The 22,154-nt window shown below is 34.4% G+C and carries 16 protein-coding genes and 1 tRNA gene; 8 read left to right on the forward strand and 9 right to left on the reverse strand.

Going from position 1 to position 22,154, the window contains the following annotated elements; all coding sequences use genetic code 11:
* The first annotated feature begins 1 nt into the window (after position 1).
* A complete protein-coding gene (gene tpx / locus DNU06_RS11880; RefSeq protein ID WP_111063565.1) occupies positions 2 to 511 on the forward strand; it encodes a thiol peroxidase in 510 nt (169 codons plus the stop codon).
* A 313-nt stretch (positions 512 to 824) separates the two neighbouring features.
* Here tpx and DNU06_RS11885 read toward each other — a convergent pair whose 3' ends face one another.
* From DNU06_RS11885 to DNU06_RS11910, 6 genes are all read right to left on the reverse strand, one after another.
* Positions 825 to 1,739, reverse strand: coding sequence for a polymorphic toxin type 23 domain-containing protein (locus tag DNU06_RS11885; protein WP_111063566.1), 915 nt, complete (start codon positions 1,737 to 1,739; stop codon positions 825 to 827).
* Positions 1,740 to 1,869: 130 nt separating this feature from the next.
* Entirely contained in the window at positions 1,870 to 2,745 is an 876-nt protein-coding gene (locus DNU06_RS11890) for a class I SAM-dependent methyltransferase (RefSeq protein WP_111063567.1), read from the reverse strand.
* 4 nt (positions 2,746 to 2,749) lie between these two features.
* Positions 2,750 to 4,651, reverse strand: coding sequence for a tRNA uridine-5-carboxymethylaminomethyl(34) synthesis enzyme MnmG (gene mnmG, locus DNU06_RS11895; protein ID WP_379659550.1), 1,902 nt, complete (start codon positions 4,649 to 4,651; stop codon positions 2,750 to 2,752).
* Positions 4,652 to 4,664: 13 nt separating this feature from the next.
* Positions 4,665 to 5,096 (reverse strand): rRNA maturation RNase YbeY, encoded by a 432-nt coding sequence (gene ybeY / locus DNU06_RS11900; protein ID WP_233503028.1) that lies wholly within the window; start codon positions 5,094 to 5,096, stop codon positions 4,665 to 4,667.
* A complete protein-coding gene (locus tag DNU06_RS11905) occupies positions 5,089 to 5,487 on the reverse strand; it encodes an ATP-binding protein (RefSeq protein ID WP_111063568.1) in 399 nt (132 codons plus the stop codon). The genes ybeY and DNU06_RS11905 overlap by 8 nt, the downstream gene beginning before the upstream one ends.
* Positions 5,488 to 5,490: 3 nt before the next feature.
* The gene (locus DNU06_RS11910; RefSeq protein WP_111063569.1) at positions 5,491 to 8,868 is read right to left on the reverse strand and encodes a DUF4175 family protein; all 3,378 of its coding nucleotides are present in this window, start codon (positions 8,866 to 8,868) and stop codon (positions 5,491 to 5,493) included.
* A 116-nt stretch (positions 8,869 to 8,984) separates the two neighbouring features.
* Here DNU06_RS11910 and gltX point away from each other — a divergent pair, with 116 nt between their 5' ends.
* From gltX to DNU06_RS11925, 3 genes are all read left to right on the forward strand, one after another.
* On the forward strand, positions 8,985 to 10,517 hold the full coding sequence (gene gltX / locus DNU06_RS11915) for a glutamate--tRNA ligase (protein ID WP_111063570.1): 1,533 nt from the start codon (positions 8,985 to 8,987) through the stop codon (positions 10,515 to 10,517).
* Positions 10,517 to 10,873: a dihydroneopterin aldolase gene (gene folB / locus DNU06_RS11920; RefSeq protein ID WP_111063571.1), complete on the forward strand. Its 357-nt coding sequence runs from the start codon at positions 10,517 to 10,519 to the stop codon at positions 10,871 to 10,873. Before gltX ends, folB begins: the two co-directional genes overlap by 1 nt.
* Positions 10,874 to 10,924: 51 nt before the next feature.
* A tRNA-Cys gene (locus DNU06_RS11925) sits at positions 10,925 to 10,995 on the forward strand.
* A gap of 763 nt (positions 10,996 to 11,758) precedes the next feature.
* Here DNU06_RS11925 and DNU06_RS11930 read toward each other — a convergent pair.
* Positions 11,759 to 14,074: a CotH kinase family protein gene (locus DNU06_RS11930; RefSeq protein WP_111063572.1), complete on the reverse strand. Its 2,316-nt coding sequence runs from the start codon at positions 14,072 to 14,074 to the stop codon at positions 11,759 to 11,761.
* A gap of 207 nt (positions 14,075 to 14,281) precedes the next feature.
* Between DNU06_RS11930 and DNU06_RS11935 the strand changes: the two genes are divergently transcribed.
* Genes DNU06_RS11935 through DNU06_RS11950 form a run of 4 tightly spaced genes read left to right on the forward strand, consistent with a single transcriptional unit; the run spans position 14,282 to position 20,475 of the window.
* Positions 14,282 to 15,508 carry a DUF4856 domain-containing protein gene (locus tag DNU06_RS11935; RefSeq protein ID WP_111063573.1) on the forward strand — a complete coding sequence of 409 codons (1,227 nt, stop codon included), beginning with the start codon at positions 14,282 to 14,284 and terminating at the stop codon, positions 15,506 to 15,508.
* 52 nt (positions 15,509 to 15,560) lie between these two features.
* Positions 15,561 to 16,688, forward strand: coding sequence for an imelysin family protein (locus DNU06_RS11940; protein WP_111063574.1), 1,128 nt, complete (start codon positions 15,561 to 15,563; stop codon positions 16,686 to 16,688).
* A 9-nt stretch (positions 16,689 to 16,697) separates the two neighbouring features.
* Complete coding sequence (locus DNU06_RS11945; RefSeq protein ID WP_111063575.1) at positions 16,698 to 18,062, forward strand: HTTM domain-containing protein; 1,365 nt, start codon at positions 16,698 to 16,700, stop codon at positions 18,060 to 18,062.
* Positions 18,055 to 20,475, forward strand: a complete 2,421-nt coding sequence (locus DNU06_RS11950; protein ID WP_111063576.1) for a TonB-dependent receptor domain-containing protein — start codon at positions 18,055 to 18,057, stop codon at positions 20,473 to 20,475. Before DNU06_RS11945 ends, DNU06_RS11950 begins: the two co-directional genes overlap by 8 nt.
* A 1-nt stretch (position 20,476) precedes the next feature.
* Here DNU06_RS11950 and DNU06_RS11955 read toward each other — a convergent pair whose 3' ends face one another.
* Together DNU06_RS11955 and DNU06_RS11960 are read right to left on the reverse strand one after the other, a co-directional pair.
* Positions 20,477 to 21,583, reverse strand: coding sequence for a T9SS type B sorting domain-containing protein (locus DNU06_RS11955; protein ID WP_111063577.1), 1,107 nt, complete (start codon positions 21,581 to 21,583; stop codon positions 20,477 to 20,479).
* Complete coding sequence (locus tag DNU06_RS11960) at positions 21,573 to 22,121, reverse strand: RNA polymerase sigma factor (RefSeq protein WP_111063578.1); 549 nt, start codon at positions 22,119 to 22,121, stop codon at positions 21,573 to 21,575. The genes DNU06_RS11955 and DNU06_RS11960 overlap by 11 nt, the downstream gene beginning before the upstream one ends.
* Between the last annotated feature and the right edge of the window lie 33 nt (positions 22,122 to 22,154).

Below are 22,154 nucleotides of genomic sequence, written 5' to 3' on the forward strand. Positions count from 1 at the left end.
TATGGGTACTGTAACATTAAAAGGAAACGCAATTAAAACGATTGGCGAATTACCAGAAGTAGGAACAAAAGCACCAGATTTTACCTTAGTTAAAACTGATTTGAGTCAAATTTCATTAGCAGATTTCAAAGGTAATAAATTGGTATTAAATATTTTTCCAAGTGTAGACACTGGTACTTGTGCACAGTCCGTAAGAAGATTTAACCAAGAAGCATCAAAATTAGAGCATACAAAAGTTTTATGTATTTCTAGCGATTTACCCTTTGCTCAAAATAGATTTTGTGGTGCTGAGGGACTCGAAGACGTAGTAATGTTATCCGACTATGCTACGAGTAAGTTTGGAAAAGATTATGGCTTAGAAATGATCTCAGGGCCCTTATTTAACTTACACAGTAGAGTGGTGATTGTTGTCGATTCTGAAGGAGTAATTACTTATACAGAACAAGTGCCGGAGATAGTAGATGAACCAAATTATGACAAAGCGCTTCAAGCATTACAAGATTCAAAATAAAAAGGTAAGAACAAAATTCTGATCTTCAATTATAATATCCCTTCTCTTGCAATTTATTCTTGTAAAGAGCAGGGATTTATAGGCAACTTGTTTTAAAATATTTCTTCTAAGATATTGGTTCCTTTACGCCACACGGACAAGCATTATTATGAATGTACGCCATTAAAACTGCTGATTTACAAAAGGGAAAAATAGATTAATTATTAGTTTATATTGATCAAAAAAAGGGATTAGCTAAGTAAACACACATTATTAATTTACGCTCCCGATTGCAAAGATCCATTCATTTAAGTGTTGGATAATCTCCATACTATCAATAAAATAACATAGGGTTAATGCCCAAATTATAATACAAACGACCCGGTTTAATTTCTTCACCATTTTGGTACAAAAATTGGCTTCCGTTGTCTTGTAGCATTGGAATATGCATCAATTTCCTTTTCACCATCTTATCCGTATAAAAAATCATATCATGCATCCATTCATTTTGTAATTGATGCCGTATTTTCTCGGAATCCAAACCTACTGACAGTCCTACAATTTGGTGATAGGGTAGGGCATAACTAAATGTAAAACTTAAAAGTCCTACTGACCTGTCAGCATGTATAGCTTTATCAGCACTACGGTAACCAAAACGCGCTGGATAATCACTATCTAACACCTTAGTAGCCGAGGCAAAATCGCCCGTGTACATGATATTCTTGATGGAAAAGAAATAAGCTTTGTAGCGATAGTTTATCGCTAAAGCACCTGTTCTAAAACGATCTCTCCAACCCTTACCTGCACCTAATAAATCATTTTCTGTGAGGATTGAAAAATGCTTAATGTGTAAACCAATTGTCCCCGTAGTTTGAGAAGTATTTTGCTTATCTAAATAAATTTGATAATGATAAGATAGGGCATAGGGGTAAGAAGAGTTATTCAATTTACTGTCGAAAAAATATTCAGGAATTTCACCTTTAGTCCCAAATCCAAAACTACTACCTAAACCAAATTGTAATTCCGGCGTTTTTTCTTGTACCCCAAAACTTTTAAAATTGTAATAGCATCCCAAATTAGAATTGAGTTCCACAAAGTATAATGAATAGGAGACTTCAGAACGTAACCCAATACGCTTAACATGACTACCAAAATCCAAACCCAAACCAATTTTAAAAAATACTGGTTGCGCCGCAGCAGTAAAAACGGTAGAAAAGATAAAAAAGTAAAGAAATGTCCTTAAAAGCATATAAAAACCTGTTATTCAATGTTTTAGACCTAAAACAAATCCGCCTCACCAAAAGACGTCTAAAGCATAAAAACAGATTTTCAATACCACTGAGCCAAAACTTATAGAAAACCCCGTAGAAAGACGTTAATTAGCTTTCTTTGCTCAAAATATAGATTTGAGAGGAGTAAGAATCATTTTTTGCTTTCATATTTGAGATCCATCCATTAAAGAAGGCCTTGAATACATTTCCTCCCTTATATTTTTCACTCAACATAGAAACATAATAGGCATCAAATTTCATGGGTAAAATTTGCTCTACTTTCATTCCGTGTTGTTTTGCCAATGCCTTAATATCTGTCGGTGTAAAATGATACAAGTGAATTGGTAAATCATAAGCAGCCCAATATGCTTTATAAATTTTAGCATCATACGAATTTCTATTAGGTACAGCGATAATTAATTTACCATTTTGATTTAACAGTTTTACCATTTGTGTAAAATCATTTTGCAAATGATATACATGTTCTAAGACATGCCACATGGTAATAACGTCTATACTACCAGCTTCTAATTCATGTAACTTTTCTATTGGTGCCAGGTCCAAATTAAAATTAGACTTGGCAAAAGCTCTTGCATCTTCATCAGGTTCTAATCCCTTTCCGTGAAGTCCTACATGATTGACTTGATTCAAAAAATGTCCAGTACCTGCACCAATATCCAATACTTCTTTTCCATTGGCCACATTTAGCACCAAATCACTTTTAGTCTTCAAGGTATGTTTTCTAACCCTTTGGTATATTTTATTAATCAACCCCTTATTGGTAGAAGAGTGCGAAACATAACTTTCAGACTTATAAAAAGCACCAATTTTATCTTCTTCCGGAATGGGATTAGTAAATTGAAACTTGCATTGCTCGCAAGCTACAATATTAAAAGTATCTTTACTTACCGTATAATCAACTGCAGACAATACCGGCTTAAACTTTTGATGTCCACACAAGGGACAATTTTGTATTTGATTCATAAAATTATCTTCCTAAAAAAACTAATAATACAGAAATATCGGATGGAGACACCCCACTAATTCTACTAGCTTGTCCAATAGTTACAGGTTGAATAGCGGTCAACTTTTCGACCGCTTCTGCGGAAAGCGAAGAAAAAACACTATAATCAATATCCAATGGAATTTTAACATTCTCCAGTCTTATCATTTTATTGGCCATTTCTTGTTCACGAGAAATATAACCATCATATTTAATTTGAATTTCCGCTTGTTCCACGGCATCAAAACTTGTCGCTTTATACGCACTCAATTGCTTTGTCAATTGGGGACTATTTATTTCCATTTCCGACAATTTAACATGTGGGCGGGACAACAACACATTTGCTTTTTGTTTTTGTTTTAAAGGAGAGGAGTTAATGGAAAGTAAATATTCATTCATTTCCGTTGGCGAAACACTTGTATTTTCTAATAGCGTTTTAATGGCCTGTGTATCTTCCGATTTTTTTAGCACATTAATATATCTATTTTCATCTGCTAAACCTATTTCATGTCCCAAAGCGGTCAACCTTAAATCTGCATTATCTTGTCGCAATAAAATTCTAAACTCTGCTCTAGAAGTAAACATGCGATAAGGCTCTTTGGTTCCTTTGGTAATTAAATCATCAATCAAAACACCGATATAAGCATCCGATCGTTTTAATATAAAGGGTTCTTTTTTACGCAATTTTAAGTGTGCATTTATTCCAGCCATTAAACCTTGGGCTGCGGCTTCTTCATATCCTGTTGTTCCATTAATTTGTCCAGCAAAATATAAATTCTCTACAATTTTAGTTTCTAAAGTATGTTTTAATTGTGTAGGGGGGAAGTAATCGTATTCGATTGCATAACCCGGACGAAACATTTTAACATTTTCAAAACCGACTATGGTACGCAAAGCATTTAATTGTACGTCCTCTGGTAAAGATGTACTGAATCCATTCACATAAATTTCCACCGTATTCCAACCTTCCGGTTCTACAAAAATTTGATGACGATCACGTTCTGCAAAACGATTAATTTTATCTTCGATAGAAGGACAATATCGCGGTCCAGCACTTTTAATCGCACCGTTAAACATAGGAGAACGATCGAATCCTGTCTTCAACATTTCATGTGTAGCCGGATTTGTATAGGTAATATGACAAGGCAATTGTTTTTGCAAATAATCTGATTCCTTAGCATAAGAAAACTTAAAAGGAGAAACATCTCCTGCTTGTTCTTCCATTTTTGAATAATCCAAAGATCTCCCATCCACTCTTGGCGGTGTTCCTGTTTTCATCCTTCCAGACTCAAACCCTAAATCAATTAAATTTTCAGTAATACCATAACTCGCACTTTCTCCAGCACGACCACCCTTAAATTGTTTCTCTCCCAAATGAATTTTCCCATTCAAAAAAGTCCCATTGGTCAACACAATCGATTTACACTTAATGACCATACCAAGGGAGGTTTTTACACCTACCACCTTATCATTTTCCACCACTATGCCAGTAGCCATATCTTGCCAAAAATCTAACTTCTCGGTTTGCTCTAATTTTTCCCGCCATTTAGCAGCAAAGAGCATTCTGTCGTTTTGTGTTCTTGGAGACCACATAGCCGGACCTTTGGAAAGGTTCAACATCCGAAATTGAATAGCACTTTGATCCGATACAATTCCCGATCCGCCACCCAAAGCATCAATCTCACGTACAATCTGTCCCTTTGCAACTCCGCCCATGGCGGGATTACAAGACATTTGGGCTATAGTCGCCAAATTCATGGTCACCAACAGGGTAGAAGACCCCATTTTAGCGGCTGCATGTGCTGCTTCACACCCTGCATGTCCACCACCAACAACAATCACATCATATTCTTGTAACATCTCTTTTATTTGTTTCACGTGAAACATGGAAGAAATTGTTTCACGTGAAACGTTCTCTTAATTCCAATGCCTCATCTTCTTTTAAAGTCATTTCCTTTTGATCTTCATCTGTCTTATCATTGAAACCAATCAAATGTAAAACACCATGAATAATCACTCGTTCTAATTCATCTTTAAAAACACCATTACCATACTCTTCCGCATTAGTGGCAACCGTATCTACACTTATAAAAATATCACCAGACAGTACCTCCTCTTCATTATAATTGAAAGTGATAATGTCGGTATAATAATCATGGTTTAAGTGCTCCTTATTAATGTTTAATATATATTCATCTGAACAAAATATATAACTAAGCTCACCAACTGTTTTGTGGTTATTCTCCGCAATGTGCTGAATCCATAAACGCAAAAATTCCGGATTAAAATCCGGAATAGTTACATCATCCATATGAAATGTAATACTATTCATGTAATGCAAAAGTAATATTAACTTTTGAACCATTTTCCAAAAATTCTATCTTATCCGATAAATTCTTCATCAAAAATATTCCTCTGCCATCAGGCTTCTCAATATTTTCTGGAGCGGTAGGGTCGGGTAGTTGATCGTAATCAAAACCATTACCTTCATCTGTTACCGAAAAGACCAATTCATTATTTAATCGGTCGACAATAAACTCCACACCTTTATCTGCATTTTGTGCATTACCATGTACAATGGCATTGTTTGCTGCTTCAGTAACTGCAATTAGAATGTTACCATATAAATCCTCTGAAATATTTAAATCTGCACAAACGTTATCGATTAAGGATTCCACTTGGCTGATATTAGTAATCTCTGATTTAATTTTCAAAATATGCATTTATTAATTGTTTACCGTGTTAAAATAATTGTTCACCATATTCTTATAGTAAACTCTTAGTCCTACCGGAAGCGTTCTTAGTAATTCAATTTCTGCCTCCTTCTTTTGGTTATACTCTATTAATTTATTTTGGTTACCTTCTTCTAAGTTTTTTCCTGATTTTGATTCACGCTCCTCACTAAATCCACGTTCCATAATCGCTTTTTCATTTTCCAATAAACGTGTCATAATATCTTGCTGGCGTTTTAACATATTATTGGTATATCCATTATTCAACAAATCATTCTCTAATTTTTCCAAGTCTTCAATTAATGGGTTTAGTCCATTTCCTGCTCCAGACCCATCCTTATTTAATTCTTGACGTATGTTTTGTAAAGCCTTTCGCATTTGCGCTTGCTCCATGGCCATCTTAGCAACCTCTTTAGCGCTAAGTCCCGGTATACTCCCTTGTCCATCTCCTTGCGTTCCCATGCCACTTCCTTCTCCTGGTTTCTTCCCTTCTTTACCACCTGGATTCTCTCCATTTTTCATTTGCTCCATTTGCTTTTTGAGTTGACTTTTCATTTGCTCCATGGACATTTGAGAAGAAGGCTTTCCTTTTCCTGAACCACCTGGCTTATCACATTGACCAGAACCAGGCATTTTATTTTTCATGGCTTCTTGCATTTGCTCTAAAGCTTCCGCTAATAATAATGCCAACTCATTATAACTGGTGACTGCATATTGTTGGTGATGCATCACCTTGGATAAATTTCTATCATGTCCATATCCCATCACTTTTTCTTGGTTAAAATCAAGATCATTTAAATGTGACAAAATAGTATTAGAAATTTGAGGTTGTCTTTTTGCCAATGCCAATAAAGAATCTTTTACGATTAAAGTCGACTGGTTAATTTGCAATTGCTTTCTATTGTAGCTAATCAATAGTGGATTCTTTTGATCTATTAAATCATAATTTTCCATTAAGTTTTCTTGTTGAAAAGATAAAGCCACAATGTTTTCTAGAAGAAATCGTAGCTTTTCCATGTCTTCCCCTTCTTGCTGTGCAGCGGCCGCTGATAACATTGCCTGCACATCATCTGCCATTTTTTCCATCATATCGGCTGCCTTTTCTTGATTTTGGGCCGCCTTTTTTTCCTTGCTATCTCCCAAATTTTCTTTGGCATCTTGCATTTCCTTTTCAATTTGCTGTTCTTCCTCTTTATTAAAATCTAAATCTTTTGGCTTTTCTAACTCCTCATTCATCTGCTTCGCCTCTTCCATGTCCTTTTTAATCTCCTCAAATTCGCTGTTTAAAGATTCCTGTTGTTCTTCCAGTTTTTCTGCACTTTCCTTTTTATCCTTAGTTGCTTCTTCCAAAGCATTTTGTTTTTCTGCTAATTCTCTTAATTGCTCCTCTATGCTTTCTATCTTTTTATCTAATTCTAGATTCTTAAATATTTCCAATGTACGGTCTAGTTCATCTTCCAACTTATTAGACTTTTGTTCCATCTTTTCCATATTTTTTAAGATGTCATCCTTATTCATCTCCTCCATCATTTTTTCTAGCTCCTCTAACAAAGCTTTCATTTCATCATCCATTAAGTCTTCCATCAACTTCTCTAACATTTCTTGTTTGGCCTTTAGCTCTTCTGAATTTTGCAAAAACTCTTCTTCTTGTTGTGCTTTTTGATCCAATTGCTGATTTAACTGTTCCAACTTCTGTTGCAAATCTTTTTGAAGATTCAACATGTTATTCATACTTTGTTTATCTTTCCAGTCAGGCGTAGTTTTATTAATCAAATTATTTTTGATCGACTTAATGTCTTCCTTTAATGCTTTTGCATCCTTAATTGCAGCATTCATTTCCTTTTTCAAATTTTCAGACTGTTCCGACAAATCATTTTCCAGTTCCGACAACTCAGCCACCCGATAAGTTAATACGGAAGAAGTAGTAGACTTATAGCCATTGGGTGCATCATTATCGCGCACGACAAAATAATAGTCGACCGTACTACCAGGTTTTAATTGCAAACTTTTAAAATCTAAACTATAAGCAAATGTTTGATTCGTTTGTTGGGCCAGAATTGGAATATTATACTTATTCACTGCCGCCGAATCTTTATACTGTGTTTTTACTATAGCAGTTAAAGTTTTAAAACCATAATCGTCTTGAATATTTCCACTAAAAAATCTTTGCAAAGGTTGTAATGAATCCATTTGTTCTTCAACTTCAATGCTAGGATAATGATCGGCTATCACCACAATTTGATTAGATAAAGTATCCGCATTCAATAATTGTTTTGTACTAAACAATAAATTATAAGTCTGACTAGCACGCAGTACTTGATTAAACTTAAACTCATGATTTGCATTGGGTAAAAGGGACAAGCTAGTATCTTCAAATTTAGAAACCATTTTCACCGTATTTTGGGAAGACAATAACCATTCAATCCTTGTTCCTTCCGGAATGGTAAGGTCAGACAAATCACTAATTTCATCCGCTGCCATACCAGTATGCTTTGGATAATTCAATTTTATTTTTACCCCATCCAATACCGGTTTTTGTAACACATTTACAGTAAATTGCTGTGATTTAAATCCATTCGCTTCACAATAGAAATTTAAATCTTCCCCTAAATTTGCGAAATCGTGTACAAAAGTCAAATTATTTTGTTTTGTCAAATTATAAGTCCCGTTACTAGAAACAATCTTAACCTCCTTAGGAATTTCACTGCCATTTAATTTAATTTCTAATGTATAATTACGTCCCTGTATAACAGAATCGGCACTTTTTAAAATAAATTCAAAGGGAGCCTTTTCCACAAACTCCATGTTATAATTAACCAAACGTTTAGAACCATCCGAAAAAATGGACGGGCGAATCAGTAAAATTAAAAAGATGACAAATAGAATTGGTAATAAATATTTTAGGTATTTCTTATTATTAGAAAGTTGTATACCAGTAGTAAAAGGAATAACAGACAAGGCATCCGCTTTTTGATTAATACTGGCTTCCACCAAATCATAATTATATTGCTCTGTATTTAGTTGCGTTTTTAATTGTAGCGTATTTTCTAATTTATCCCCAACATCCGGAAAGAGTTTTCCAATTAATTGAGAAGCTTCATTTTCATTTAGACGATCACCTAGATTAAACAATTTTAAAAAAGGTATTATAATATATCGGATTAAAACATACCCATTGACCAATAAAAAAGAAAAGAAAAGAAATGAACGAATATTACCATTAAAACGACCAAAATATTCAAGCGTAGAAACGACTAAAAAAGAAAGCAGGAAAATACTTAAAAAGAGGAATCCACCTTTTATCATTTCATTCTTATAATACTTACGAATGAAGCTTTCTATTTGTAATAATAAATCTTGAAACTTTCCCATAATATTTATCCAACCTATAAAGTTAAGTTAAATCCCTTTAACACTCGCAAAAATATAAGCAAAAGGTATAAGAATCCTTAAAATATGTATCTTTGTCGCTTATTAAACAAATGAGCATGTCAGAAAAAATTAGAGTAAGGTTTGCACCCAGTCCAACAGGACCTTTACATATGGGTGGCGTAAGAACCGCTTTGTACAATTATTTATTCGCTAAAAAAAATGGCGGAACTTTTATTTTAAGGATAGAGGATACTGACGAAAAAAGGTTTGTACCTGGTGCAAAAGAATACATTTTAGAATCACTAAAATGGTGTGGTATTGAACCTACAGAAGGAGAAGGATATGGTGGTGAAAAAGGACCGTATACACAGTCAGAAAGAAAACACATTTATCCACAATACGCACAACAATTAATTGATAATGGTCATGCTTATTTAGCTTTTGATACTTCAGAAGATTTAGAAACAATGCGTGAGCAAGCCAAAACCATGGGACTTGCGAATTGGCAATACAATGCAACAACAAGGTCTTCCATGAAAAACTCACTTTCTTTATCGAAGGAAGAAGTTGAAAAGCGATTAGCAAACAAGGAACCTTATACGATAAGAATTAAAATGCCCCGTAACACGGAAATTAAATTCGAAGATGAAATTAGAGGTTGGGTAAGTGTAAACACCAACAATCTAGATGATAAAGTTTTAGTTAAGGAAACTGGCGTACCCACTTATCATTTAGCAAACATAGTAGATGATCATTTAATGGAAATCAGCCATGTAATTCGTGGAGAAGAATGGTTACCATCTGCACCTTTACACGTATTTTTATATGATTCATTTGGATGGGACAGACCAAAATTCGCACATTTACCTTTAATACTTCGTCCGGACGGAAAAGGAAAATTAAGTAAACGTGATGGCGATAAATTAGGTTTTCCTGTATTTCCAATTGACTGGTTATCTGTAGAAGGAGAAAAATACTCCGGTTATAAAGAAAATGGCTACTTACCAGAAGCCTTCATCAATATGTTGGCATTTTTAGGATGGAACCCAGGTGACAATAAAGAAATTTTCTCCTTAAAAGAATTAGAAGAAACCTTTACACTACAAAGAGTAGGTAAGTCTGGCGCTAGATTTGATCCAGAGAAAACAAAATGGTTTAACCAACAATATTTACGCGCATTATCCAATGAGCAATTGGCAGAAATGTTAAAACCAATCTTAGCAGAAAAGCAATACGATTATGATGCAACATATGCAGCCAAAGTATGTGGTTTAATGAAAGAACGCGCTACATTTATAGCAGATATCTTAAATGAAGGTGATTATTTCTTTACTACGATTAGCGAGTATGATGCAAAAACGGTACAAAAAAAATGGAAAGCAGATACCAAAGAAATCATGCTAGAATTAACGGAAGTATTGAGCAACGTAGAAGACTTTACCGAAGCCAATATTGAAGCAGCATTCAGTAATTACTTAGCCAAAAATGAATACGGGTTTGGTAAAGTAGGACCAGGATTCAGGTTATTAGTCACTGGAAAAGGAATGGGACCATCTATGTTTGAAATATGCGAAACATTAGGAAAAACGATTGTGATGAAGAGAATGAGTGAAGGAATAGATAAAGTTGAATCATTAAAAGCTAACTAATGCATTTTGTAGAAGTAAACGGAATTGAATGTTATTCGTACCATGGGTGTATGAACGAAGAAAGCGTATTGGGCGGTAAATACATAGTGGATGTTTCCATAGAGACTGACTTTTCAGTTGCCGCTAAAACAGATGAATTAGTCGATACGATAGATTATGTTCGCATCAAAGAGATTGTAGCAGCAGAAATGGCTATTCGTTCGAAGCTAATTGAGCACGTTGGACAAAGAATTACTAACCGTTTTAAGGAAGAATTCAAATTTTTCATTGAATCAACCGTAAAAATTCACAAGGTAAACCCACCAATTCAGGGCACTGTGAGAGATGTTTCAATAATCATCAAATCTAAACTTTAAAGTATTGCACACTTTAAATTAATTTTTTATCTTTGTGCCTTCCTAAAAAAGGGTCACGTGGCCGAGTGGCTAGGCAGTGGTCTGCAACACCATCTACGGCGGTTCGAATCCGTCCGTGACCTCAATAAATTAAAAACGCTTCATGTTTACATGAGGCGTTTTTTTTTGTGCTATTTATTGATGAACCTTCAGGTGAAAGCAATCAATCGTGCAAAAAAAATAAGACCACGTAAGTGGACTGTGTTTTTAATTCTGACTTAGCCCGTCTAAAACGGATCATGAGTGAAACGAGTAATCCGTCCGTGACCTCAATAAATTAAAAACGCTTCATGTTTACATGAGGCGTTTTTTTTTGTGCTATTTATTGATGAACCTTCAGGTGAAAGCAATCAATCGTGCAAAAAAAATAAGGCCACGTAAGTGGACTGTGTTTTTAATTCTGACTTAGCCCGTCTAAAACGGATCACGAGTGAAACGAGTAATCCGTCCGTGACCTCAATAAATTAAAAACGCTTCATGTTTACATGAGGCGTTTTTTTTTGTGCTATTTATTGATGAACCTTCAGGTGAAAGCAATCAATCGTGCAAAAAAAATAAGACCACGTAAGTGGACTGTGTTTTTAATTCTGACTTAGCCCGTCTAAACCGGATCATGAGTGAAACGAGTAATCCGTCCGTGACCTCAATAAATTAAAAGCACTACTTTTCAGTAGTGCTTTTTTTGTGTCAAAATTTTTGGTGAGCCTTTAGGTGAAAACAATTGATTTGATACAAAAAAACACTTTACGTCAGTAAAGGGGTTTTAATGCTGACTTAGCCCGTCTAAAACGGATCATGAGTGAAACGAGTAATCCAATATTAAGCCTTATATAAAAAACCTTCTTCTTACTCTTCCACAACCACTTTCTTTTTTCGGCGTCGAATAAAAATAAAAAGCAGTACAAAAACAGTCAAAGCAACTCCACCAATCATCAACCATCTTTCTTGACGTTCTTTTGCTTCCTTTTCAAATTTAAGGGTCTCTAAAATGGACAGGTAACCATTATTATCCATTCCTGGAGTGACAGCCTCAACTACCCAGTTATCTGGTCGCAAACCTAGGGAATCGACGTGGATTAATGCAAGACTGAAACTAGAATCGATTACTGCAAATTCATTGTTATATTTCATCACATCCACCAAAAAGCCATTGGCATCATAAACTTTTATTTGTTCTCCTTTTTTAGAGAGACCAAAATTCAAGTCGGTAATTTGAAAACCATTTACTGCAGTGGAACCTATCACCAATAAATCATTTGGTTTTAAGGTAATATGTTCTTCTATAACATATCCTTTTTTAAAGCTGCGATCAGTCACTCGCCATTGGTACAAATCAACACTTTCATTTGAACGATTGTACAGTTCAATCCAATCTCCTGTTGTATCACTATCTACTTGATTAAAAGAAACTTCATTGATAATAATTTGATGGCGGTATTCACTCGAATCCTTTGCAACAATAATTGGTTTTAATTGCATTGCTTGGTCGGCAGTAAAAACAATCTTCTCCGTTTTTTCTGCAAGGCCTTCCCAACCAATCAATTCATAATCGTGTTTTGGTTTGACTTTTATGGTTTGTGGAATTCCTTTAAAATATAAACCACTATAAGATTCTTTTAATTGCAATGAATTAAATGTAACATCACAAACACTATCACCAGGATGTGTAAATTCAATTTGCACAGTGGTATCGAGTTCAAACTTGATTTTTAAATGTTGCCATAAATGTTCAGGTCTTAAACGCACAAACTTTTCGACTATCGCCAAATTGTCTTCCCAGTTTTTTACGTTGGCTCCCCATCTCTTTTGGTGGTAAGGTATTTCATTTTCTATTTTTTTTGACATTTTATGCCATAATCTCAGTGCAGTATCGGCATGGAAATACGTATTTAAATAATCAGAAAAAGTATTGATGTACTGTACTTTCAAATCCTCATTCTGTAAAAGTGTTCTAATGATAAAAGTCGACCAACCGGGATTTGGCCATTTTTCGTTACTGAAAGTCGTAAATTTTCCTAGTGTATTAGAAGCGTAACCAGTCCTATCGTCATTAGAAAGTCCCATGTCTAAATCATAAAAAATCCACCGCCATTTGGCTTTGGGCTTACGCTCTTTAAAGTACCGAATATTTCCACCAGCATCTTTATTATCGGAATATACTTCTGAAATATTGTAGCGGATGTAATCGTGCAAATCCATGAATTTTCCCAAAGAATCTTTTACAGTTTCTAAAGTCAAATCTTGGGTCCTTAAAAATTTTAATAAAAACTTATATTGGGTGGAATACCCATGTCGTTTTACGCCGTTATGCCTTAAAATATCGACCTTATCTTTATCTACATCAAAATTAGCTGCTAAATAATGTTCGCTAATTTTCTCTCTTAAATTTTGAATTCCCCAATACCTACCATTGATAAAAACTATGGCTGGTTCATATGCTTGAACTGCAACACCAGTAGGTTTGGCCAACTGGGTCATAAAAGCATCTCTCAATTGGGTACGCTTAAAGTCACCTCCTGAATTTCTGATGATAAATGATTTGTACTTTTTGTTTTTACGTTCCTTAAATATTGGATATTCAAAGCGTTTTTTTCCATATTTACTCCTGGCAATAATGGCCAATGATTTTTGCGGCAGCATTCTACTGTACCCGCCAAAAAGACTCATACCTGCCAATTGGTTAAAACACTTTTTTCCTTTTTTAGAATACAGTTCTACATTACATTCATACTCCCAAGATTTCCAAAAATTAGCGCCGTAATAAGGCATAGTAGAATCTGCACAACAACCTTTTTCAAAAATTCCCTTGTCGTAACTCCAAAAATTTCCAGGTTCAGAAACAATTGAAATAATGGGCAAATCATAAGCACGGTCACAAAAATAAGACTGTGTTTTCACCTTAGACCTTACACCATTTTGATAAGCTACAGCCCTAATTACTGCAACATCCTGAACATAAATAGAATCGACATATAATGTGGTACCTGAATGCGGTGCCGAACCGTCGAGGGTATAATAGATACTTTCAGCAGAATCAGCAACAAGTTTAACGTACACAGGCGCTTCAAATTTACCGCCAGTAGGGTAGTATTTTAACTTCTGAGCACTAAGCGTACTCTGTACTAGGCACAATGACAAAAAATACAAACTCCATTTCAACATGAATCAAATGTATTTACAATTATCTAATGTTGAATACCCTTGGGTCATCTAATTATTAAATGCCAGTGTTTAATAATTATTTGTTGGATATGATTTTTATCAGGATTTCAGAATAAAGCACAATTTTTTTTAAAACCTTATTTATATTCATTCTTAATTGCATATATTTGCCAAAAAAACAAGCTATTTATAATTAATCTAAATAAAATGAAGTTCATTAAATCCACAATTTTAACCCTTGGTGCCCTTGCAACATTGAGTACTTCTTGCAGAAAAGAAGGATGTACAGACGATTCTGCCATCAATTATTCAGAAGAAGCAAAAAAGGATGATGCATCTTGCATTTATGACAATTCAGTGGCAGTTCCATCTACTTATTCATTTAATAGAGATGGTGTAAGTTCAGTAAGCTTTGACGGGCAAAAAGAAAGATTAGACATGTTAAGTGAGTTAGTAGCTTACATGAAAACTGCAAATACCGCAGGTGTAGCAGTAAGTGCTGATGATTTAAAAGCAATGTATGCCAACGATAACTTTACTTGGGCGGATGTCAACAATTTAGGAATGACCGGTTCATCTAAGCAATTAAAAAACAAGACAGCTTATGCTGTTGCAGGAGGATCGGCTGATACAGGAGTACAAGACAGATTTTTGGCTTATTTTGACTCTATCGCAAACATTAGTGCAACGACAACGACTGCTGTTGAAAATGGCATGGCAAATGTAAGTGGAGTTTGGCCAAATGACGGTTCAAAAGGTCCCTATTTAATGGGCGGAAACGGAAAAGAATACACACAATTTGTAGAAAAAGGATTAATGTGTGCGGTATTTATGAACCAAATCACCGTAAATTATTTAGGCGGAATCAACAATTCTGACAATACAACTATAGTGGATGCAACTGCTGGAAAAAACTACACAGAAATGGAGCACCATTGGGATGAAGCCTTTGGATATTTTACATCTGAAATCAATTTTCCAACAGCAGGAACCGACCGTTTTTGGGGTAAATATTCATTTGGAAGAGAAGATTTAATTGGTTCAGCAACCAAAATATACAATGCATTTAAAACAGGTAGAACTGCAATTGTAAACAAAGACTATACTTCAAGAGATGCGAATGTTGTAATTATCAATGACGAATTAGAAAGAGTTGCAGCAGGTACCGCTATTCACTATTTAAATTCAGCAAAAGACTACATTACAAACAACACGGCTAGAAACCACGTACTATCTGAAGCAACTGCATTTTTAGAAGGATTAAAATACGGCTATAATGCCATTTCTAATAAAGGAATGAGTTCAACAGAAATTGATATGGCATTGGGCTATATTGGTGATGACTTTAATGTGGTTAGCATCAGTAACCTTAATGCTGCTATTGATTTAATTGCCGTTAGCACAGGATTAGAAAGCGTAAAAGCATCCTTATAATAATTCAAAACTCCCTGGTGTGTAAACCAGGGAATTTTTTTAATCATTGATTATGTATAAAGTTAAAACAAGTATTCTTCTTATGTTATTCGGTTTAGGTAGTATCTCAGCCGCCTGCAATAAAAACAAAGAAAAAGAAGATTCTGAAACAGAAGCGTTCGATAGAAAAGCTATGTTGAGTAACATCACAACACAATACATTTTACCGGCATATGCAAATTACGACAGTAAAACCAGTAACTTATTACAAGCCGTTGCTGACTTTAATAATAGTGATAACATCAATGCATTAAATGAATTAAGAAATAATTTAGTAGCAACAGCAAATGCATGGCAAAGTATTGCATTTTTGGAATTTGGTCCTGCAGAAAACATTGGATTAAGAAGTCAATCTAACTTATACCCTTGCGATACCAATCAAATAAACAGTAATATTTCCAATAACAATTACAACTTGGCTGCTGCATCCAACTTTTCTGCAAAAGGAATTCAGGCCATAGATTATTTATTAAATCAACCAAGTCAAACGGATACTAACCTAGTATTAACGTTTGTAAACAATGCCAATGCTAGTCAATACTTATTAACCTTAGCCACAGAACTTAATTCAAATGCGAACACCGTGAAAGTAGCATGGGACAGTTACGCAACAACCTTTATTGAAAACAACAGTAATAATGCACAAGGTTCAGCAGTGAGTGATTTAGTAAATGCGCTTAGTGCGCACTACGAAACATTTGTAAGAAAAGGAAAATTAGGCATTCCACTAGGCGTATTCAATGGATTCTCCCAAACCACACTCCCTGAAAAGGCAGAATTAGCTTATGGTGGTCAATCCTTTGAAATGTTATATACTGCAATAGATGCAATAGAAAGTCTAATAAACGGACTTTCATTCGAAACTAAAATAAACGGTCTTGGCCTAGACGATTACATGAATTTTGTGGCAGCTAAAAATGGCAATGAAAACCTTTCTACAAGTCTTTCAGCACAGTTAGAAATTATCAAAGACCATGCTAATAATTACATGAATAGCAATATGGCAGAAGCTATTGCAAATCAAAAAACAAGTCTGGATGACATGTATCAAGATATGCAAAAATTAGTGCCACTCATTAAGGTAGATCTTACCTCAGCATTGGGAATTTTAATTACTTACCAAGACAACGACGGAGATTAAAAAAGGTTCATGCACAAAATCAATGCCTTTTTATTTCGTCCTACTTCGGCAGCTCCACTTGCCGTTTTTAGGGTGATTTTTGGATTGATGACATTATATAGTTCCTTCCGATTTTTAAGTAAAGGCTGGGTCGATACCCTATATATTCAACCAAAATTTCATTTTACCTACTATGGTTTTGAATGGATAAAACCATTCGGAGCTACTGGCATGTATCTCGTTTTTTTTCTTTTAATAATTAGTGCATTAGGTATACTACTCGGGTATCGGTATCGCTTAAGTATCCTCCTGTTTTTTCTTTGCTTTACTTATATAGAATTACTAGATAAAACAACCTACCTTAACCATTACTATTTTGTCAGTTTGGTATCCTTTTTAATGCTCTTTTTGCCTGCCAATGCCTATTTCTCTTTAGACGTGTATTATAAAAGAGTGAAGGAACAAAGGGAAATACCATTTTGGACCATTGCTATCCTTCAGTTTCAGTTAGGGGCCGTTTACTTTTTTGCTGGTATAGCAAAACTAAATTACTATTGGATCGTAGAAGCAGAACCCTTAAATAATTGGTTAAAACACCAAACCGACTTACCCTTAATTGGAAATTTTATGGGTTATAAAGCAACGGCCTATCTATTTTCTTGGTTTGGTGCCGCATACGATCTTTGCATTCCTTTTTTATTACTCATTAAACGCACCCGTAAATGGGCTTATTTGTTGGTAGTAATTTTTCATGTATTAACTGCCATGATGTTTCCAATTGGTGTTTTTCCATTTGTTATGATAGGCAGTACACTCATCTTTTTTTCAGCAAACTTTCACATTCGTCTAATCACAGCCTTTTATCACCTCATTAAAAAAGAGCCGCCGCTACATCAGGAAGCTAAACCAACCATAAAGTCAAATTCACTTATCACAACATTTATTATGGTTTACGTTGCAATTCAATTAATTTTGCCCTTTAGCTATTTAATGTATCCTGGTAATCTATTTTGGACAGAGCAAGGATTTAGGTTTAGTTGGCGTGTGATGTTGATAGAAAAGGTAGGTTACACAGAATTCTCCATTAAAACGAAAGATAGTAAAGGAAAATTAATTGTAAATAACGCAGACTATTTAACGCCATTTCAAGAAAAAATGATGGCAACCCAACCAGATATGATTTTAGAGTACGCCCATTATTTAAAGTCAATTTACAAAGACACAATTATTGAAGAAAACGGCAAGACTTTTTCAATAAAGGAACCGATTATTAATGCGAATGTACAAGTCTCTTTATTTAACAAAGGCAGTCAAACTTTTATAGACCCAACCATTGATTTGGGATCCATTAAAAGAGGATATCAACACAAAAAATGGATAAAAGAATATGAATAAAATACTACTATTCTTTCTGTTTTTAGCACACATCACTTGTACTTATGGGCAAAATGAGGGACAATTATTTGGTAAAATAACAGACAGCATTACCCAAAAAGCAGTGCCATTTGCACATATAAATATTACTGGTACCAGTCGCTATTTTATTTCCGATTTAAATGGAAGTTTTACTATTAATAAAATAGAACAAGGAAATATTTCATTTACCATTATCGCAAACGGATACGACACCTTACTTAAACGTGTAAAATTTAATACAACAGCACAACAATTTAATTTTACATTAAATCCAAGCAAAAATTATTTAAAACTTGTCACAGTAGATGGTGGAGAAAATACCAGTGCTATCCGAAAATTACGCGCCATTGAAGGGGTACTTTTAAGTAAAGGTAAAAAGAGCGAAGTCATCAATATGAATAAAATTACTGGTAATAAATCGGCAAATATAGGTCGACAAATATATGCTAGAATACCAGGATTAAATATTTGGGAAAGTGATGGTGCGGGCATTCAATTAGGCATTGGTGGAAGAGGATTAAGCCCGACTAGAACCTCTAATTTTAATACCCGTCAAGATGGTTACGACATTAGTGCAGATGCATTAGGATACCCAGAAAGTTATTATACACCACCCAGTGAAGCAGTAAAAGAAATACAATTGATAAGGGGGGCTGCTTCTTTGCAATTTGGAACACAATTTGGAGGCCTATTAAACTTTGTTCTTAAAAAGGGAAATGAAAATAAACCTTTAGAGGTGACAGCCAGACACACGCTAGGATCCTTTGGCTTAAATAGTAGTTTTGTAAGTGTAGGTGGTAGTAAAAACACCTGGAATTATTATGCTTATTACCAATATAAATTTGGTGACGATTGGAAAGCTTATTCCAGTTTTAAAGTCCACAATGCTGGTTTAAAAATTGAAAAACACCTATCCGAAAAAATGAAAATTTCAATAGGTCTTACAAAAATGTATTATATAGCTATGCAACCAGGTGGCTTAACAGACTTTCAATTTGAAAACGATCCAAGTATTGTTAATAGAAAACGCAATTGGTTTGAAGTAGACTGGAACCTTGCAGCCTTTAATTTTGATTATGAATTTGACGCAAGAACTAGAATAAATAGTCGATTCTTTGGATTATTAGCGACAAGAAACTCAACAGGTTATTTAGGCCAAATTAATAGAATAGACCCAAATGAATCCCGTGATTTAATTGCTGGTCAATTTAAAAACTTTGGCAACGAAACACGATTTTTAAAAATATATGATGTTAAAAAAATGACCTGGGCATATTTATTTGGGTTTAGACTTTATCAAGGTTATAATGAAAGCCAACAAGGTCTCACCTCAGCCGGTGATCAAGCTGATTTTTCGTTTTTAAATCCAGCAACTGTTGATGGTTCTTTATATACATTTCCCAGTCAAAATTTAGCCATTTTCTCTGAACATATTTTTAACTTAACACCTCGTTTTAGCATTACCCCAGGCCTAAGGTTTGAATATATTAATACAACTGCAGATGGGGTGTATAGAGAACAAATAGAAGACCTAGCTGGTAATATAATATTTGATTCTCTTTATCAAGTAGCAAAAGACAATGAACGTTCTTTTGTGATTGGTGGTTTAGGCTTAAATTACCATTTTAGCGATTCTCTTGAACTGTACACCAATTTTTCTCAAAACTATAGAAGTATCAATTTTACCGATATGCAAATTGTGAATCCTAACTTTAAAATCGATCCAAATTTGCAAGACGAAAAGGGTTTTAATTTTGATATAGGTGTTAAAGGAAATATACAGCATAAAATCAACTACGATATTTCAGCATTTGTGTTATTATACAACAATAGAATTGGCACCACCATTCAAGTAGATAGCGTATTATTTACCACCTATCAATACAGAACCAATATATCCAAATCTATTACAAAAGGAATTGAAGCAGTGGTTGAAGCAGATTTATATGATTTATTCATCAAAAATGACCCTGCAATCGACCTTAATGTTTTTGTCAATGCATCCTATGTCAATGCAATATATTACCAATCAGAACAGGCTGCTTTTGAAAATAAAAAAGTGGAATTAGTACCCCCAATTAACTTAAAAACCGGACTTACATTTACCCACCATAAATTTACAGCGAGTTACCAATACAGTTATACGGCTGCGCAATTTTCTGATGCTACAAATTCCCTCAGTCAAGCCAATGCGGTAAATGGAATTATTCCAGCTTATCAAATACATGACCTTTCCTTTAAGTATAGCTACAAACGATTTCAAATAGAAACAGGTATCAATAATTTTCTAAATGAAAAATACTTTACAAGAAGAGCCACTGCTTATCCTGGTCCGGGCATAATACCTGCACAACCCAGAAATTACTTTGTTACCCTACAGTTTAAAATTTAAATTACTTAATATATAACTGTCCAGGAATTCTATATTTTTTTCCTTCTTCACCAGTAGCATTAATTTGGTAAAAATAAATCCCTTCATTTACTTTCTCTCCATTTAAAGCATAACCAGCCCATTTAAAATTAGGGTCATTTGATTCAAATAATTTTTCTCCTTTTTGGGTCTGTATCACAATATAAAAGGACTTTAAGTTTTCTGAATGAATTAAAAATTCATCATTTGCCCCATCATTATTCGGTGTAATTACATTTGGAATTTCTGCAATACTTGAACTAGCGGCAATGGCTATTAACTGATTTTTTTGAATGGCATTCCCTTGTTTATAAATTTGCATAACCACATCATAAGTACCTTCATAATGGTAAGTATGTACAGCAATATTACTGGTTTCTTTACTTCCATCATCAAAATTCCAAACCACACTGTCTGCATCCTTTGCATCCACTGTACAATTTACCGTTAAATAATCTTGTTGATTTACTTGTACATTAAATCCATCAAATACAATTTTTTGATCCTGGGTATTACTTAAGTCTTCTTTACTAGTTTCCAAAGGTCTTATACTAGGTTCACCAACTACAGTAGTAGGATTATTTTTAACCACAACACCATTCTTATGTTCCACATGAATAGGGGTAACCTTAACCTGTTTATCTGGTCCTGCTTTAGCAATAGCGACCGTGTTTAAATCCATCTTTTTAACCGCAGATGAAAAACTATCTCTATTTTTATTTAATTCCTCTTCAATATCAGATTGGTGTGCGGTAATTATTGGATCATTTTTCGTTTCAATTTGAATAATATTAGAGATTGATAAATCATTTTCTAAGATGGAATTGTCCCCATTTATGGTCGCATTCTCTTGGGAATTCTGCGCGTAAAAACCGTCTTCTTTTGTATAAATCCATGTTCCAAGCGCAATACCTGCTGTTGCAGTTCCTATAATTAAAGTTTTAGCAATCCAAGAAACACCCGTTTTCCCTACTGAAGCTATAGGCTTAATTCCACCCGCAATATTCGTCCATAAACCTGCATCTACTTTGGGTTCAAAGTGCTCAAATTTACTTTTGAATAATTCTTCTATACTCCCTTTATCTTTCACCTTCTTCAATGTATTCGTTTTCTATTAAAATTGATCTCAATATTTTTCTTGCCCTAGAATATTGCGATTTTGATGTACTTTCAGTAATATTTAACTGCTCTGCTATTTCTTTATGCGAGTATCCTTCAATGGCAAATAAATTGAAAACTACTCTATAACCAACTGGAAGTTTATTAATAATTTTTAGCAGATCTTCCGCTTCAAGCGACTCATGAATAAATGAACTACTCTCTAATAAATAAGCTACGTTATCCACTTCTACATGGTCCATAAACTTTTTATTCTTTCTAATTTGATCTAACGCAGTATTCACCATAATACGTCTGACCCAACCTTCCAGTGATCCTTTATTTTTATACAAGGGCAAGTTTTTAAAAACCTTAATAAAACCATCTTGCAATACATCATGTGCTTCGTCCGTTCCATTCATATAACGCATAGCAACTCCTAACATTTTTCCAGCAAATTTTTCATAGAACGCTTTTTGAGCCAGTAAATCTCCTTCCGTACAATTTTTTATAAGTTTTTTGTCCGTCATTTTACCAATTCAATATTAAGACTTAAATGTAAG

This window comes from Putridiphycobacter roseus, from assembly GCF_003234935.1.
GTDB classification, from domain to species: domain Bacteria; phylum Bacteroidota; class Bacteroidia; order Flavobacteriales_D; family Crocinitomicaceae; genus Putridiphycobacter; species Putridiphycobacter roseus.